Raw genomic sequence first — 16976 nt, 5'->3', positions numbered from 1 at the left:
GCTTCGAAAGAAACTTAAAAAAAGAGCTTGCAAAGTTGGTTCGGACATGATATTATATAAGAGTTGCTGAAGAGAACAACATTCGGTAACGAAACAAGTTTGATCTTTGAAAACTGAACAACGAGTGAGTAAGCATTCTGCTTGCAGAATGAACGCGAAAGTTGGAAACAAGCCTTGGCTTGAATCGACTGGAGCACAAATGAGATTTTTAATCTCGTCAGATTCAAAATGAGCTTATCGCTCTTTTCAATACTTTATTGGAGAGTTTGATCCTGGCTCAGGACGAACGCTGGCGGCATGCCTAATACATGCAAGTCGAGCGGACTTGATGAGAAGCTTGCTTCTCTGATGGTTAGCGGCGGACGGGTGAGTAACACGTAGGCAACCTGCCCTCAAGTTTGGGACAACTACCGGAAACGGTAGCTAATACCGAATAGTTGTTTCCTTCGCCTGAAGGAAACTGGAAAGACGGAGCAATCTGTCACTTGGGGATGGGCCTGCGGCGCATTAGCTAGTTGGTGGGGTAACGGCTCACCAAGGCGACGATGCGTAGCCGACCTGAGAGGGTGATCGGCCACACTGGGACTGAGACACGGCCCAGACTCCTACGGGAGGCAGCAGTAGGGAATCTTCCGCAATGGGCGAAAGCCTGACGGAGCAATGCCGCGTGAGTGATGAAGGTTTTCGGATCGTAAAGCTCTGTTGCCAGGGAAGAACGCTTGGGAGAGTAACTGCTCTCAAGGTGACGGTACCTGAGAAGAAAGCCCCGGCTAACTACGTGCCAGCAGCCGCGGTAATACGTAGGGGGCAAGCGTTGTCCGGAATTATTGGGCGTAAAGCGCGCGCAGGCGGTCATTTAAGTCTGGTGTTTAATCCCGGGGCTCAACCCCGGATCGCACTGGAAACTGGGTGACTTGAGTGCAGAAGAGGAGAGTGGAATTCCACGTGTAGCGGTGAAATGCGTAGATATGTGGAGGAACACCAGTGGCGAAGGCGACTCTCTGGGCTGTAACTGACGCTGAGGCGCGAAAGCGTGGGGAGCAAACAGGATTAGATACCCTGGTAGTCCACGCCGTAAACGATGAGTGCTAGGTGTTAGGGGTTTCGATACCCTTGGTGCCGAAGTTAACACATTAAGCACTCCGCCTGGGGAGTACGGTCGCAAGACTGAAACTCAAAGGAATTGACGGGGACCCGCACAAGCAGTGGAGTATGTGGTTTAATTCGAAGCAACGCGAAGAACCTTACCAGGTCTTGACATCTGAATGACCGGTGCAGAGATGTACCTTTTCTTCGGAACATTCAAGACAGGTGGTGCATGGTTGTCGTCAGCTCGTGTCGTGAGATGTTGGGTTAAGTCCCGCAACGAGCGCAACCCTTATATTTAGTTGCCAGCATTTCGGATGGGCACTCTAGATAGACTGCCGGTGACAAACCGGAGGAAGGTGGGGATGACGTCAAATCATCATGCCCCTTATGACCTGGGCTACACACGTACTACAATGGCCGGTACAACGGGCTGCGAAATCGCGAGATGGAGCCAATCCCAACAAAGCCGGTCTCAGTTCGGATTGCAGGCTGCAACTCGCCTGCATGAAGTCGGAATTGCTAGTAATCGCGGATCAGCATGCCGCGGTGAATACGTTCCCGGGTCTTGTACACACCGCCCGTCACACCACGAGAGTTTATAACACCCGAAGTCGGTGGGGTAACCGCAAGGAGCCAGCCGCCGAAGGTGGGATAGATGATTGGGGTGAAGTCGTAACAAGGTAGCCGTATCGGAAGGTGCGGCTGGATCACCTCCTTTCTATGGAGAATCGTTTCCTGCAACGGAAACATTCAAATATAAAATCTAGCCAGGTCGGCTAGTTACTCACTCGTTGCTCAGTTTTGAGAGCTCAAACTCTCAAACAGCTTGCTTTTGCATGGAGCTTGTTCTTTGAAAACTAGATATCGAAACGAAACAAACGCGAATTAGAACATTCCTTTTTAGCTGAACTTGTGTAAACAAGTTTCAATAAAAACGGTAGTCAAATTGCTTTTGTGATGGTATCGGGTGAGAGCGACTTTTGGCTTTGCGCAAGCAAACCAAGGGAAGCGAGCGACCGAAACCGGAACAAAATGGTTAAGCTACTAAGAGCACACGGAGGATGCCTAGGCGCTAGGAGCCGATGAAGGACGTGGCGAACAACGAAACTGCCTCGGGGAGCTGTAAGCAAGCTTTGATCCGGGGGTGTCCGAATGGGGAAACCCAGCTGGGGTAATTTCCAGTTACTCATAACTGAATACATAGGTTATGTAGAGGCATACCAGGGGAACTGAAACATCTAAGTACCCTGAGGAAGAGAAAACAATAGTGATTCCGTCAGTAGCGGCGAGCGAACGCGGAGAAGCCCAAACCAGAGAGCTTGCTCTTTGGGGTTGTGGGACGTCTCACATGGAGTTACAAAGGAACCGGTTAAGCGAAGAGGTCTGGAAAGGCCCGCCAAAGAAGGTAAAAGCCCTGTAGTTGAAAGTCTGTTCCCTCCGAGACGGATCCCGAGTAGTGCGGGGCACGTGAAACCCCGTATGAATCCGGCAGGACCATCTGCCAAGGCTAAATACTTCCTAGCGACCGATAGTGAAGCAGTACCGTGAGGGAAAGGTGAAAAGCACCCCGGAAGGGGAGTGAAATAGAACCTGAAACCGTGTGCTTACAAAAAGTCAGAGCCCGTTTTAGGGGTGATGGCGTGCCTTTTGTAGAATGAACCGGCGAGTTACGTTCCCGTGCAAGGTTAAGGTGAAGAGCCGGAGCCGCAGCGAAAGCGAGTCTGAATAGGGCGACTTAGTACGTGGACGTAGACCCGAAACCGGGTGATCTACCCCTGTCCAGGGTGAAGGTGCGGTAACACGCACTGGAGGCCCGAACCCACGCATGTTGAAAAATGCGGGGATGAGGTGGGGGTAGCGGAGAAATTCCAATCGAACTCGGAGATAGCTGGTTCTCCCCGAAATAGCTTTAGGGCTAGCCTCGGAAAACAGAGTCGTGGAGGTAGAGCACTGATTGGGTGCGGGGCCCGCAAGGGTTACCAAGCTCAGTCAAACTCCGAATGCCATAGACTTACTTCCGGGAGTCAGACAGTGAGTGCTAAGATCCATTGTCAAAAGGGAAACAGCCCAGACCATCAGCTAAGGTCCCCAAGTGTGTGTTAAGTGGGAAAGGATGTGGAGTTGCACAGACAACCAGGATGTTGGCTTAGAAGCAGCCACCATTGAAAGAGTGCGTAATAGCTCACTGGTCGAGTGACTCTGCGCCGAAAATGTAACGGGGCTAAACACACCACCGAAGCTATGGCTTGATGCTTTGCATCAGGGGTAGGGGAGCGTTGTATAAGGGTTGAAGGTGTACCGTAAGGAGCGCTGGACATTATACAAGTGAGAATGCCGGTATGAGTAACGAAAAGATCAGTGAGAATCTGATCCGCCGAAAGCCTAAGGGTTCCTGAGGAAGGCTCGTCCGCTCAGGGTAAGTCGGGACCTAAGGCGAGGCCGAAAGGCGTAGTCGAAGGACAACAGGTCGAAATTCCTGTACCACCGTAAGCCGTTATGAGCAATGGGGGGACGCAGTAGGGTAGTGACGCGGACTGATGGATGTCCGTCTAAGCAGTAAGGCTGATGTGTAGGCAAATCCGCACATTGTAAGGCTGAGCTGTGATGGGGAGCGAAAATTGTAGTAGCGAAGGTCATGATCTCACACTGCCAAGAAAAGCCTCTAGCCAGGTGATGGTGCCCGTACCGCAAACCGACACAGGTAGGCGAGAAGAGTATTCTAAGGCGCGCGGAAGAACTCTCGTTAAGGAACTCGGCAAAATGACCCCGTAACTTCGGGAGAAGGGGTGCCCCGGTAGTGTGAATAGCACGAGGGGGCCGCAGTGAAAAGGCCCAAGCGACTGTTTAGCAAAAACACAGGTCTGTGCGAAGCCGTAAGGCGAAGTATACGGGCTGACGCCTGCCCGGTGCTGGAAGGTTAAGGGGAGTGGTTAGGGAGTAATCCCGAAGCTGTGAACCGAAGCCCCAGTAAACGGCGGCCGTAACTATAACGGTCCTAAGGTAGCGAAATTCCTTGTCAGGTAAATTCTGACCCGCACGAATGGCGTAACGACTTGGGCGCTGTCTCAACGAGAGATCCGGTGAAATTTTAATACCTGTGAAGATGCAGGTTACCCGCGACAAGACGGAAAGACCCCATGGAGCTTTACTGCAGCTTGATATTGAATTTGGGTACGATCTGTACAGGATAGGTGGGAGCCTTTGAAGTGGGAGCGCAAGCTTCCATGGAGGCAACGTTGGGATACCACCCTGATCGTATCTAGGTTCTAACCTGGTACCGTAATCCGGTGCGGGGACAGTGTCAGGTGGGCAGTTTGACTGGGGCGGTCGCCTCCTAAAGAGTAACGGAGGCGCCCAAAGGTTCCCTCAGAATGGTTGGAAATCATTCGAAGAGTGCAAAGGCATAAGGGAGCTTGACTGCGAGACCTACAAGTCGAGCAGGGACGAAAGTCGGGCTTAGTGATCCGGTGGTACCGCATGGAAGGGCCATCGCTCAACGGATAAAAGCTACCCTGGGGATAACAGGCTTATCTCCCCCAAGAGTCCACATCGACGGGGAGGTTTGGCACCTCGATGTCGGCTCATCGCATCCTGGGGCTGAAGTAGGTCCCAAGGGTTGGGCTGTTCGCCCATTAAAGCGGTACGCGAGCTGGGTTCAGAACGTCGTGAGACAGTTCGGTCCCTATCTGTCGTGGGCGTAGGAAATTTGAGAGGAGCTGTCCTTAGTACGAGAGGACCGGGATGGACGTACCGCTGGTGTACCAGTTGTTCCGCCAGGAGCACCGCTGGGTAGCTATGTACGGACGGGATAAACGCTGAAAGCATCTAAGCGTGAAGCCCCCCTCAAGATGAGATTTCCCAGTATGTAAGACCCCTTGAAGACGACGAGGTAGATAGGCTGGGGGTGGAAGTGCAGCAATGCATGGAGCTGACCAGTACTAATCGGTCGAGGGCTTATCCAATAGCAAGTTGTAATTCGCATGTTTCGTTTCGAATCTAGTTTTCAGAGAACGATCTCTGAAATGTAAGCTACGCGTTTGGTGGCGATGGCGGAGGGGTTCCACACGTACCCATCCCGAACACGACCGTTAAGCCCTCTAGCGCCGATGGTACTTGGACCGCAGGGTCCTGGGAGAGTAGGACGCCGCCAAGCAATAGAAGACACACTTGATGATATCGAGTGTGTTTTTTTTATTTTATTGTAATTCATAAGTTCCGATTTGACTTGTTATATACATAAAATACTGGCGTTCCAATCCTTAAAGCTGTGATACAATAGGTGAGGTCTATATAGAAAACGGAAACACGCATAAGTACGAGGAGGAACAGTGAACACGATGAAATCAGCCCCGTTTATTGCCGTGGAAGGTCCGATCGGAGCGGGGAAAACAACGCTGGCAACGATGCTTTCCCATGAATTGAATCTTCCGTTAGTTAAAGAAATCGTAGAAGAGAATCCATTTCTGGCTTCCTTTTATCAGGATATCGACGAGTGGAGTTTCCAATTGGAAATGTTCTTCCTGTGTAATCGGTTTAAACAATTGGAAGACACGGGTGCTCATTATGTAGAGCAGAATACCCCAGTCATTTCGGACTACCATATTTATAAAAATATGATTTTTGCCGATCGTACCTTAAAGGGAACGAAGCGGGATAAATATCGTCAAATCTATCATCTGTTAACAGATGATCTGCCAAAGCCCAATCTGGTGCTCTATATTGAAGCTGAACTCGATACGTTGATGTACCGCATTAACAAGCGTGGACGCTCATTTGAGCAGGATATGGACCCGGCATATATGGAACAACTCATTGCTGATTACAAAACAGGCATGGACTATCTGGCAAATAGCTCAAATCCGCCAGTAATCATTAAGGTCAATGCAGAGCAACTCGACTTTGTGGAACATCCTGAACACTTCAGGCAAATTGTTAATCACGTAAAGGAGTATATCATATGAATAACTATGGCATTCCAACGAATGCATTAATTACGGTAGCAGGTACGGTTGGAGTGGGTAAATCCACGTTAACGGCTGCGCTTGCACAGCGTTTGAATTTCAAGACTTCTCTGGAACAAGTTGATCATAATCCATATTTGGAGAAGTTCTATCATGACTTCGAGCGTTGGAGCTTCCATCTGCAGATTTATTTCCTGGCAGAGCGCTTCAAGGAACAGAAAAAGATTTTTGAACTGGGTGGGGGATTCGTACAGGATCGTTCCATCTATGAAGATACGGGCATTTTTGCACAAATGCATGCAGATCAAGGAACCATGTCTGCTACAGATTTTGAGACATACAGCAGTTTGTTTGAAGCGATGGTAATGACACCGTATTTCCCACATCCAGACGTGCTAATTTATTTGGAAGGCAGTCTGCCTTCGATTTTAAACCGAATTACGGAACGCGGACGCGAGATGGAGATTCAGACGGATCGTTCGTACTGGGAGCATATGCACGAGCGCTATTCCGTGTGGATTGATCAGTTTACGGCTTGCCCTGTGCTGCGTCTGAACATTGATGAGTATGATGTGCATGATCCGGCATCGGTGGATGCCATTTTGGCACAGATTGCAGCTGTCATTCAGCCTTCCAAGGAAGTACAAAGGTAAGATAGAGCGAGCTTTCCGATGTAGTTTTCTGGGTTACGTTGGTTATATCTATGATACAGATATAGACAACATCCCTTCTACGGCTATTATGCTGTTGGAGGGATGTTTTTTTATATCCCAAGGGAATGATTATGAGTTGTTTGTGGACAGAACTAAAATGATATTCGAGCGAATAAGGAAATGGATGCTTAATATATCTTTTATGTTATATAAATATATTTGCTCACCAAAAGTAGAAAAATGTTGAATAATAGGTCTTTTTGTGGTTTCATAGGAAAGGTGAATTCTGGAAAAGAAGCATATGCATGACTCAGGAGGGAAAGACAACGTGGAAGAGAAACAAGGAGTTAAAATCGGTATGCCCATCATTGGTGGCTTAATTGCAGCCATTCTGGGAGGCATCGTATGGGCAGCTATTGCTGCAATGACCGAGTATGAGGTGGGATTAATTGCGATTTTGATTGGAGCGCTCACGGGCTACGCAGTTGTGTTGTTCTCCAATAAACAAATTGCGACGGTACATAAGATTATTGCCGTACTGTTTGCGCTCGTAGGCATTTTGTTGGGGAAATATCTGACGGTGGTTTATTTTACTTCCGAACTGTTTGGTGATGTAAGCGTGATGGAACTTGTGTTTGATAGCGAGATGATCAGTGCGTTTGTAGAAACCTTCCAGGACTATTTCAGTCAACCGATTGATTTGTTATTCATCGTGCTTGCGATTGTGTCTGCATGGCAGATTCCTGGCCGGATGGCGAGAACCAGTCTAGCTACGGATGCATCTTCATCGGATCACGCGCCAAGAGCTTAATCGGATAGACGGTGGACGCTTGGCAGCAAAATGAAGAACGTTTGACAGAAGAAACTTCACGCTCATCATCCTAAGCACTTGTGAAAAGGTTATATCGAAGGACTGGGAGCAGAAGAAAAACGTAGTAAAGAGCATCTGCTTTAAAAGATATTTATAAAGTACTCAGAGTGAGCAGCAGTTAGGCATGTTCACATTGCGGCTGAGTTACTTGCATACATAAAAGGGACGATACGCCTGAGGGTGTACGTCCCTTTTGTGTATCCACCAGGTAGGAGGTGGGATATTGCACATAACTGATGTAATAACTCGGATCGATTTAAATTGTATACTTAGGTAACCCTAGTAAATATCCAGCATGTTCATAAGGTTAATTACAAGAAAGATAGGGTCACCCCAGGAGGTAGGTTCAAATATCCGAATGGCCATTTACAGCTATAAAGCTGATGATGAGAGATTACTTTTACCACTAGAGGACAGAGCTCTAAGTTCCAGATTATCGTTTAAAGCGCATATCTTACGGCAATGAGAGTTGAATAATACTGTATGTGGTTGAAGACAGGGCTATATTATTTGTTTTGGTCAGCAAATACAGCCATAGCATCTCTCATAAATACTGCCAAACCATCGCCAAACTGATCAATATTACGCGTGAAGCGTTCATCGTCCACGTACATCTGACCAAGTCCTCTGAAGGCTTCAGGTGAGTAACTTCCCATTTGGTTTAGACAGGTGTACCATTCTTGAATACCGGCCTGTGCCTCGGCAGATGCTGGTTCTGTGTGACGAAGTGAAGCCAGATGTTTGTAGATTTCGTTCATTTGATCGGATAGAGCCTTCTGATCTGTGGTTGATTTACTGTGCAGCTTCTGATTTGCGAGATCGACGGCATGGTCTCCCCAACGTTCCCGCGCTTCTTGTTCATACGGATTCTGGCTAAAATCAAACCCTTCGAATTGTTCTTTGGCTGTCATTTTAATTTCTCCTCTCACGTGTAAAACCGTTCTATCAATGGTAGCAATCATCTGGTCCAAGCGTTGGCGCTTCTCCAGTAGTATAAGTCGATGCATTTTAAGTGCTTCTTCCGGATTGAAGGAGGGGTTGGTTATAATGTTTTTGATCTCCTTCAGAGAGAAGTCGAGTTCTTTGAAAAACAATATCTGCTGCAACCGTTCCAGGTTGGCATCTGAATATAATCGATACCCGGCAGAAGTCACTTCGTCCGGGGTTAATAGTCCGATCTCATCATAATGATGCAGTGTGCGCACACTGATCGAGGCAAGCTCGGCAACTTCTTTTACCTTCATGGCCATGTGTGAAACCACCTTACAACACCGATTGTACAGTGTCACGTTACGTGAGAGTCAACCGTTGAAAATGAAAAAATAAGATGCGAGCATGGAAGCTGCATCTTGATTATGGTCTGGTGGCTAAGTATGACTATATAAGTTGAACTAAAGATTATTTACACAGACACTATGATGACAGAATAACATTCCAATCGCTGTTGTCCCCAGATTTTTTCGTTCCCCTTTCTCAAGGGAAAATCCGGGATAAAGGAGGAGAGACTATGCTTCCGATGCAGCTTTCTTTCAGAAAGTTTTTAGCTTCGCTTTTTCAGGTTTTTTTCTGTCCTTTCCGTTATCGTGTAAATGATTAGTTCAACTTATATAGATTATTGTGTCATACAGTCACTTTAGGGGGGCGGATGCGCTTCTAAGTCGAAGACATAGACTGCCGCGCCGCAGGTGTTTGGAGGCTCCTCTGTTATGGAGAGGAGCGTGAGCGGTTGTGTGCTGCACCATGTATTCGGTGCAGCCCACGGGGCAGGGAGAGCAGGGCTACGCCTGCATCCCACGCACTGCGGCAGCGAACTGCGCAGCCGCTGCGCGCACATCGGCCGCGCCCGCGATGGCGGAGATGACGGCTACGCCGTCGGCTCCAGCCGCCATCACGGCGGCCGTGGTATCGGGCGTAATGCCGCCGATACCCACAATCGGAACTGCGATGCCTGCGGCGCGCAGTTCCGCCACCCCTGCGGGGCCCAGCACAGCGTGGGCATCCGCTTTGGAGCGCGTCGGGTACATGGGCCCGACGCCAAGATAGTCGGCGCCCGCCTGCACGGCACGGCGCGCCTCTTCCACAGAGTGGGCGGATACGCCAAGCATCCGCCCATCTCCAATGCGGGCGCGTACTAGCGCGGCGTCCGCATCTTCCTGGCCGACATGCATGCCGTCGGCCTCCACCGCTACAGCCAGCTCCACATCATCGTTCACGATGAACGGGACCCCGTGCTGGCTGCACACCTCGCGAAGCCGCATCGCAAGCGTGATGCGAGCTTCGTGAGCCAGGGCGCCAGTTCCCTTTTCACGGAACTGGAACAGCGTAATGCCGCCAGCAATGGCCTGGTGCAGCACTTCCACAGGGTCTTGCGTTGTATTAACGCTGCCCATCACCAAATACACCTGCATCGCGCGTCGTACTGCTTCTGCATCCCAAGGGCGCATCACTGCTCACCCCGCTGTCTGCGTTGATACGCAAAATGATTTGTCGGCCCATGTCCGGCCCCAATCCCCAGCTCATCTTCGATGGCTGCCTGAATGAATGCTCGCGCGGTCGTAACGGCAGCCAGAACAGGTGAACCCTTGGCTAACTCTGCGGTGATGGCAGCAGAGTATGTACACCCTGTTCCGTGTGTATGACGTGTTACCACACGAACATTCTCCAGATAATGAAAAGACTGCCCATCGTAGAGCACATCCACGATCATGCCACTTCCTTCATCATGACCACCTTTGACCAAAGCATACGTTGAGCCCATCTGTACAATCCGTCTTGCGGCTTCTTCCCGCTGACTCAGATTCGTGATGGACATCTCGGTAAGCAATTCCGCTTCCGGAATATTAGGTGTTGTGATCAGGGCATGGGGCAACAGCTCCGTAACCAAAGCCTGTACAGCTTCCTGCTGGAGAAGGGGGGCGCCACCTTTGGCTACCATCACAGGGTCGATGACCAGATTTGACCAACGGTAATGCTGCCATTTCTCAGCCACTAGACGAATAATCTCGGCACTATATAACATGCCGGTCTTCGTTGCGATTGGTTGAAAGTCTTCGCCGGTCGAGTCCAATTGCTGGGCAATGCCATCGTAAGGGATGGGAAAAACGCCCTGCACACCTGTTGTATTTTGGGCAGCAATAGCCGTGATAACGGTCATGCCGTATACGCCAAGCTCCTGGAATGTTTTTAGATCGGCCTGAATTCCTGCGCCGCCCCCGTTATCAGAACCTGCAATGGTTAGCGCTTGAGCAATGCTCATATTGCACCTCCACGGATCTGACGGATCTGTGCGCGTTCTGCCAAAAGGTCGGGTGTTACTTGTGCCAGTTGATTCAACAATTCAATCTGAAAGCTGCCCGGCCCCTGATGAGCTGTCCGCTCTGCCGCCAGTTCAGCTGCTATACCATAAAACGCAAGCGCTTCAACAACACTGCCTAGAAGATCGGCTCCTGATTCCGCTATGGCTGTAAAAGCACCAATCACCGAACTTAGCAGACAACCTGCACCCGTGACCTGAGTGAGCAGGGCATGTCCATTACTCGTGAGGAATGTGGATTGTCCATCAGTAATGATATCTTCTTTCCCGGTAATGACCACGACACAGCCAAGCTTATGCGCTGCCCGCTCGGCAATGCCGATCCGATCACCTTCACCTGATCCTGCGTCCACGCCTTTAATACTCCAACTCTCACCGATGACATTAGCGACCTCCGCCACATTGCCGCGCAGTACCGTGAGGCGAAGCTCACAAACGAGCATCTGCACGGTTTCCGTGCGATAAGTGGTTGCGCCTGCGCCGACGGGATCAAGCACCACAGGCACGTGATGCGCATTAGCCGATTGGCCTGCCAGACGGATCGCCTGAACGACTTTGTCATCGAGTGTACCGATGTTGAGTACCACAGCACCTGACATCTTGGCGACATCAGCGACCTCTTCATGAGCATAGGCCATAAACGGGGACGCACCTAGTGCAAGCAGGCCATTGGCTGTGAAGGGAGCCACGACAAGGTTGGTGATATTGTGTACCAGCGGATTTTGCGTACGAACACGTTCCAGATAAGACATATAATTTCCTCCTTGTTTTGAAGTAACCCCATCGGCGGAAGTTGATATCTGGAGTCACTCAGCAGAATAATAGGATATGAGTCTCCTTGTTGAGTAGGGGCGCAAGTATAACTACAGCCAGATGCATTAATACGGGAAAAGCAGAAACGTAAAATCTAAAACAATTTCATAACTCCCTAAAAATGGATTTTTGTAAATGGATATAGACAAATTGAATCACTTTGATCTATATCCAGCCTTGATTGAAACAGCTAAAAGGTGGATCCGTATAAAATGTAAATTCGCGAAAAGCAACAGTACAAATACGAAACAGTAAAAAACGAAACAGTATAAAAGACAGAATAAAGAAAGTGGAGCCATGGTATGTCTCCAAACTCAGGCAAGCGATACGGTGATGGACGTTAGCGTTCAAAGAGAGTCCTAAAGCCCTGGATGTCGATACCCGACTGATCGGGGCACGAAGGTCACACGATGTTTCTAAAGAACACAGGACGTCTTATATGGCTGTCAGATCCTCTTTATGAAATGTAAGGAACACAGGACACGTTATTTCCCAAATTCCCCTGACCGAAACACTATAAATTGCTATTTTTTCCGATATAATATGTCTCAGGTTCCTTAGATTTCTTCAACCGCTCCAAATCCTTGAATAGGGCGCCTCAGATTCGTTAGCGCTCGCTCCATGTTCTACTCTGGGCATATTAGGGCGCGATTCAGCTCATGGTAGGCTTGAAGATAGGCGCAAATTTACATTACCAAATACATATCAACAAGCTACCCAAACGCATATCAAGCCACCAAAACGCATATCAAGCTGCCCAGATGCACATCAAGCCACTTAGGATTGTTATAAATTCTGATCCTCGGATGCTTGCTTCAGGCCAATTCCATTTCACAAACCTTCATGCATCCGATCCTCACGTTCTTGCTAACTTTGCTTTCATTCCCTTGCGTTCAGTCACTTTTCCTTTATTCCCGTTGCGCTCCTTTATTTACTCTCCTTGCAGATTAATAAAAGCATCCTCGGCTTTCACCGATTCAGGAATCAAATCCTGTTCAACGAGCCATGCGCGTACATTCTCCCAGGACGCCATTTCCTGCCGACCAAACATCTGACCATCTTCATTCATAAGTGGCAGTAAAATAGCCAGACTTTTGGTTTCAATCTCCGGGTCAAGCGGAGACGTTTCATTCTCATGAGCGAGCAGAATATTCAAGGCTTCTTCTGGATGCTCCGTTACATATTTCTGTCCTTCCTGGATCGCTTTGACGAACCGGGTAAGTTGGTCTTTTTTTGCTTCAATGCCAGCTTCACTCGCGGTCAGAACCAATTCATAATAATCAGGCACACCATAATCGACGGGGTTAATGGATTTCATGGCATGTCCTTCTTTCTCCAGAATCAGTTGCTCATGGTTAATAAAACCACCCATAATTGCATCCGCCTGTCCGGAAGCCAGCGAAGGAATCAGATCGAACCCAACGTCGACCAAATTCATGTTGTCGGGGTTGCCGCCATCCTTGCTAATCATCGTACGAACCATCGCTTCATACAGCGGAATCGAAGAATAACCGACAGTTTTCCCTTCAAGACCTTTGGGTGAGCTCACGTTGCCATTTGCTTCGGTCAACAGATGCACAAGTGGGTGGCGAACAACAGCAGCAATGGAACGTACAGGAATGTTCTCACCACGAGCGAGCAAAATTTGGGGCTGGTAGCTTAGAGCCAAATCAATTTTTCCAGCAGCAACAAGTTTGAGTGAATCATTGGTATCCGCAGGCATCTGAATTTCGACATCGAGACCTTGATCTGCAAAGTATCCTTTTTCCTGAGCAACGTAGATGAAGGAGTGTACTGCATTCGGGTACCAGTCGAGCATGATGGACAGTTTATCTTTGGCGTCTGATGTTGGCTCGGTTGCAGACATGTCTGTCTGTTGTGCATTGGTTGCAGAGTCTGTTGTTGGCGTGTTTTTGCTAGTATTCGTGGTGCTGCATCCGCTAACGATCAGCAAAAGGCTAATGAGCATGATGGGAAGCAGGGAGTATATACCTTTGTTATTCATAAATGAAGTTCCTCATTTCATCGTTTTGGTTTGTAGAAAATGGACAGCAGCATGTTAACGGACAATGTGACAATGAACTGATTGAAGATGCTGCTGAAATTGTGCATAAGGTATGTTTTGAAGATTGTAACTCCTGTATTTACCTCTAATTTCTGTCTAAGTATTATCCAACTTTTCTTTTGCCTCCATGACGATGACGCCGTATGCTAAACCGTTTCTCCAGCCAGGCAATCAGTACAAACAAAACGATCCCAAGTAAGGATAACAGCACAATAGCAGCAAACATCGCATCCGTGTTCATGTTGCTGGACATGCGGCGGCTGAAGTATCCGAGACCTTTGCTGCCACCGAGCCATTCGCCAATCGTTGCCCCAACCACGCAGTACACCACAGACATCTTTAACCCCGAGAAAAAAGAGGGAAGTGCCAGCGGAACCTGGAGTTTGCAAAAAATATCCCACTTGCTGGCGCCCATGGTGAGCAGCAGTTCACGCTGCTCTGGATCGCCTTGGCGGAGTCCATCGTAGGTACTGACCACAATGGGGAAGAATGCGATTAAGAATACCACCGCGACTTTGCTCCACAACGTGTAACCAAACCACAGGATAAATACGGGGGACAGGGCAATCAGCGGTATGGTCTGACTGATCACGATGAAGGGATACAAGGCCTTTTCAATCGATCGGTTCATATGCATGCCTGTCGCTAGCGTAATTCCGGTCACTATGGATAATCCAAAACCTACGGCAACCTCCATAAAGGTTGCAGGCAGATGGATGGTCAACAGCAGATGACGATGCTCGACCAGTGAGCCTATGATGGCCGTGGGTGCTGGAATGATGAAGGAGGGCACCCATTCCATACGCACAATCACTTCCCAGATCGCCAGTGATAAGAACATGAGCATAATAAACAAACCATATTGGGAAAACGACCTCGAGAGCCACTTTGAACACCACGTCCAAACGCTAACCTCAGCTCTATCAATTTGCATGCAATTGTTCCTCCAGTTGTTGCCTCATCTGCACGAGAGCCAGTTCGTAGATCATGTCCGAATGCCTTGGGCGTGGTAAGGGAACCGTCATCTCCCGCAACTGCTGGCCTTGCCCCCCTGGAGTTAACAGAATGATACGGTCACTTAACAGCAGGGCTTCTTCGATGTCATGTGTAATGAACAGCACGGTTTGGCCAAAGCCCTCCCACAGCTCCAATAACCAGCGATGCATTTGTCGTTTGGTTAAGGCGTCGAGTGCACCGAAGGGTTCATCCAGCAACATGAGCTGCCCGCCTGTAAGCAAGGTACGCAGCAATGCCACCCGCTGCCGCATGCCGCCGGATAACTCATCTGGATAGGCCTGCTCATAACCGGACAAGCCGAACCTTGCCAATCCTGCGATGATATCGGCTCGTAGTTTGTCCTTGTCCTGTCGGCCTGGTGCCAGCTCGGCAGGCAGCATGCAGTTCTCCATGACGGTACGCCAGGATAACAGCAGGTCTTTCTGCGGCATATAGGCGACTCGTCCGAGCCGTTGTCCTTGCGGTACATCAGCAATATCGATGGTGCCGACGGTAGGCTCATGCAAGCCTGCGAGCAGCTTGAAAAGCGTGCTTTTACCTGATCCGCTGGAGCCAATGAGCGAGACAAATTCTCCTTGTTGGACCTGAAGCGACACATTGGCGAGCACGGGTGAATCCTTTTTTTCAGGAAAAGCGAAGCTAACGTTCTCAATGGTTACATGGTTTCTCATCTGATCCTCACCCCCTTGATGTCAGACTGCTGGAATAACAACGGCATCCTGTACTCTGCAAAAGAACAAAAAAGACCCACCCATTTCCGGAGAAATGAGTGGGTCTGTAAGTTAAATCCGCAATTTATCTTCACATACATGAAAAAATTCCGCTTACTAAAAGGCCGCTCCACTTCCCTCCGCTGGTATGATCCAGATCAGGTTCAAAGGGTCCGAATAGTCATATTCGTCTCAGCCGCAAGGCTCCCCTAGTGCAAAAGTTCAAGATATGCAGTTGTGTGTTCAGCATATATCACTTGAACATGAACTGTAAAGAGGCAGCATGATAACTGAACAATTTACCTCGGCTCATGAACCCGATATAATAGGGATGGCCCGTATTGGCCGGATCACAAAATGCAGGTGGGATGTTCTCCCTCCTAGGCAGAATGGGGACCCGAGTTGAAAACGTTCAAAAAAGTATATATTGAGATCACGAGTATCTGCAATCTGGCTTGCAGCTTCTGTCCGCAGACGCAGCGTGCCAAAGGATTCATTGACCCTGAAGTCTTCAACAATATACTGGAACAAGTTAAACCACACACCAATCATATTTATCTACATGTCAAAGGCGAACCCTTGTTGCATCCCAAAATAGATCTGTTGCTTGATTCCGCACATGAGAAGGGACTCAAGGTGAACATTACAACGAATGGTACACTGCTGCCCAAGACTCAGCATAAATTGCTTGGCAAACCGGCGCTGCGGCAGATGAATTTCTCCCTGCACAGCTTCGATGGGCATGAAGGTTCAACCGACCGTGACGGATATCTGCGTCATATTTTGTCCTTTGTACATGAGGCCGTTAAGCACAATGTCATCATCTCTTTCCGACTGTGGAATCTGACGCAGGATAACTTCACGAATGCTCAGATGAATCGAAATCGGGAGACCCTTGAAGTGCTGGAACGTGAGTTCAATCTGGACTTCCGCATTGAGGAAAAAGTGGTTCCAGGCAGCGGGGTCAAAATTGCCCCAAATGTATACCTGAATCAGGACCACGAGTTCCAGTGGCCAAGTCTGGATGCACCTGAAGATGATGGCAAAGGCTTCTGCCATGCATTGCGTGGTCAGGCAGCTGTGCTTGTGGATGGAACGGTGGTTCCATGCTGTCTCGATGGCGAGGGTGTAATTAACCTGGGTAACGTGCACGAGAAGTCATTCTCGGAGATTATTGAGGGTGAGCGAGCGAACAATCTGGTATATGGCTTCTCCAGGCGGGAAGCTGTGGAAGAGTTGTGTCGAAAGTGCGGTTATCGTCAGAGATTCGGAGCCTGATATCTTATATCAGCAAGCCAGAAGACATTCAAGATCACACATTTGGAGATAAATGTAGTGGTCTTTCTTTGTTATCGGGGATTAAAGTTAGGGATACAAACGTTACAAATGAGCATACCTGAGGTTGATATCAGCATATTGCTTGAGGGACCTGGTATGCAAAAAATGCCGATATGACAGGGATTGTGCGATGTCATGATATATCT

General features: G+C 48.9%; 11 protein-coding genes, 3 rRNA genes and 1 riboswitch. Of the genes, 7 read left to right on the top strand and 7 right to left on the bottom strand.

The window, feature by feature from the left end:
- The first annotated feature begins 254 nt into the window (after positions 1-254).
- From MHI14_RS26675 to MHI14_RS26650, 6 genes are all read left to right on the top strand, one after another.
- Positions 255-1807, top strand: a 16S ribosomal RNA gene (locus MHI14_RS26675).
- 316 nt (positions 1808-2123) lie between these two features.
- A 23S ribosomal RNA gene (locus MHI14_RS26670) occupies positions 2124-5051 on the top strand.
- A 74-nt stretch (positions 5052-5125) separates the two neighbouring features.
- Positions 5126-5242, top strand: a 5S ribosomal RNA gene (gene rrf, locus MHI14_RS26665).
- The 16S, 23S and 5S rRNA genes sit together here, the layout of an rRNA operon.
- 184 nt (positions 5243-5426) lie before the next feature.
- Positions 5427-6050, top strand: coding sequence for a deoxynucleoside kinase (locus tag MHI14_RS26660; protein WP_091034729.1), 624 nt, complete (start codon positions 5427-5429; stop codon positions 6048-6050).
- Complete coding sequence (locus MHI14_RS26655; protein ID WP_036672670.1) at positions 6047-6703, top strand: deoxynucleoside kinase; 657 nt, start codon at positions 6047-6049, stop codon at positions 6701-6703. Before MHI14_RS26660 ends, MHI14_RS26655 begins: the two co-directional genes overlap by 4 nt.
- Before the next feature lie 328 nt (positions 6704-7031).
- The gene (locus tag MHI14_RS26650; protein WP_289391195.1) at positions 7032-7514 is read left to right on the top strand and encodes a hypothetical protein; all 483 of its coding nucleotides are present in this window, start codon (positions 7032-7034) and stop codon (positions 7512-7514) included.
- A gap of 566 nt (positions 7515-8080) precedes the next feature.
- Here MHI14_RS26650 and MHI14_RS26645 read toward each other — a convergent pair.
- The 7 genes from MHI14_RS26645 to MHI14_RS26615 all read right to left on the bottom strand — a co-directional run bounded on the left by MHI14_RS26645 (position 8081) and on the right by MHI14_RS26615 (position 15453).
- The gene (locus MHI14_RS26645; RefSeq protein ID WP_133386449.1) at positions 8081-8824 is read right to left on the bottom strand and encodes a MerR family transcriptional regulator; all 744 of its coding nucleotides are present in this window, start codon (positions 8822-8824) and stop codon (positions 8081-8083) included.
- A 528-nt stretch (positions 8825-9352) separates the two neighbouring features.
- On the bottom strand, positions 9353-10018 hold the full coding sequence (thiE, locus tag MHI14_RS26640; RefSeq protein WP_341131634.1) for a thiamine phosphate synthase: 666 nt from the start codon (positions 10016-10018) through the stop codon (positions 9353-9355).
- Positions 10018-10830, bottom strand: coding sequence for a bifunctional hydroxymethylpyrimidine kinase/phosphomethylpyrimidine kinase (thiD, locus tag MHI14_RS26635; RefSeq protein WP_133386451.1), 813 nt, complete (start codon positions 10828-10830; stop codon positions 10018-10020). Before thiD ends, thiE begins: the two co-directional genes overlap by 1 nt.
- Positions 10827-11639, bottom strand: a complete 813-nt coding sequence (thiM, locus tag MHI14_RS26630; protein ID WP_341131633.1) for a hydroxyethylthiazole kinase — start codon at positions 11637-11639, stop codon at positions 10827-10829. Before thiM ends, thiD begins: the two co-directional genes overlap by 4 nt.
- A 992-nt stretch (positions 11640-12631) precedes the next feature.
- On the bottom strand, positions 12632-13705 hold the full coding sequence (locus MHI14_RS26625) for an ABC transporter substrate-binding protein (RefSeq protein ID WP_341131632.1): 1074 nt from the start codon (positions 13703-13705) through the stop codon (positions 12632-12634).
- Positions 13706-13868: 163 nt separating this feature from the next.
- A complete protein-coding gene (locus MHI14_RS26620) occupies positions 13869-14699 on the bottom strand; it encodes an ABC transporter permease (protein ID WP_091034710.1) in 831 nt (276 codons plus the stop codon).
- The gene (locus tag MHI14_RS26615) at positions 14689-15453 is read right to left on the bottom strand and encodes an ABC transporter ATP-binding protein (RefSeq protein ID WP_341131631.1); all 765 of its coding nucleotides are present in this window, start codon (positions 15451-15453) and stop codon (positions 14689-14691) included. Before MHI14_RS26615 ends, MHI14_RS26620 begins: the two co-directional genes overlap by 11 nt.
- A 157-nt stretch (positions 15454-15610) precedes the next feature.
- Positions 15611-15713, bottom strand: a riboswitch (TPP riboswitch).
- Positions 15714-15894: 181 nt separating this feature from the next.
- Here MHI14_RS26615 and MHI14_RS26610 point away from each other — a divergent pair.
- Complete coding sequence (locus tag MHI14_RS26610; protein ID WP_133386456.1) at positions 15895-16770, top strand: radical SAM/SPASM domain-containing protein; 876 nt, start codon at positions 15895-15897, stop codon at positions 16768-16770.
- Positions 16771-16976: the final 206 nt, after the last annotated feature.

The sequence above is a fragment of the Paenibacillus sp. FSL K6-2393 genome, assembly GCF_038002545.1.
Lineage (GTDB): Bacteria > Bacillota > Bacilli > Paenibacillales > Paenibacillaceae > Paenibacillus.
The sequence above is the reverse complement of the archived record's forward strand: the minus strand, read 5'-3'. Positions and strand labels throughout refer to the sequence as shown.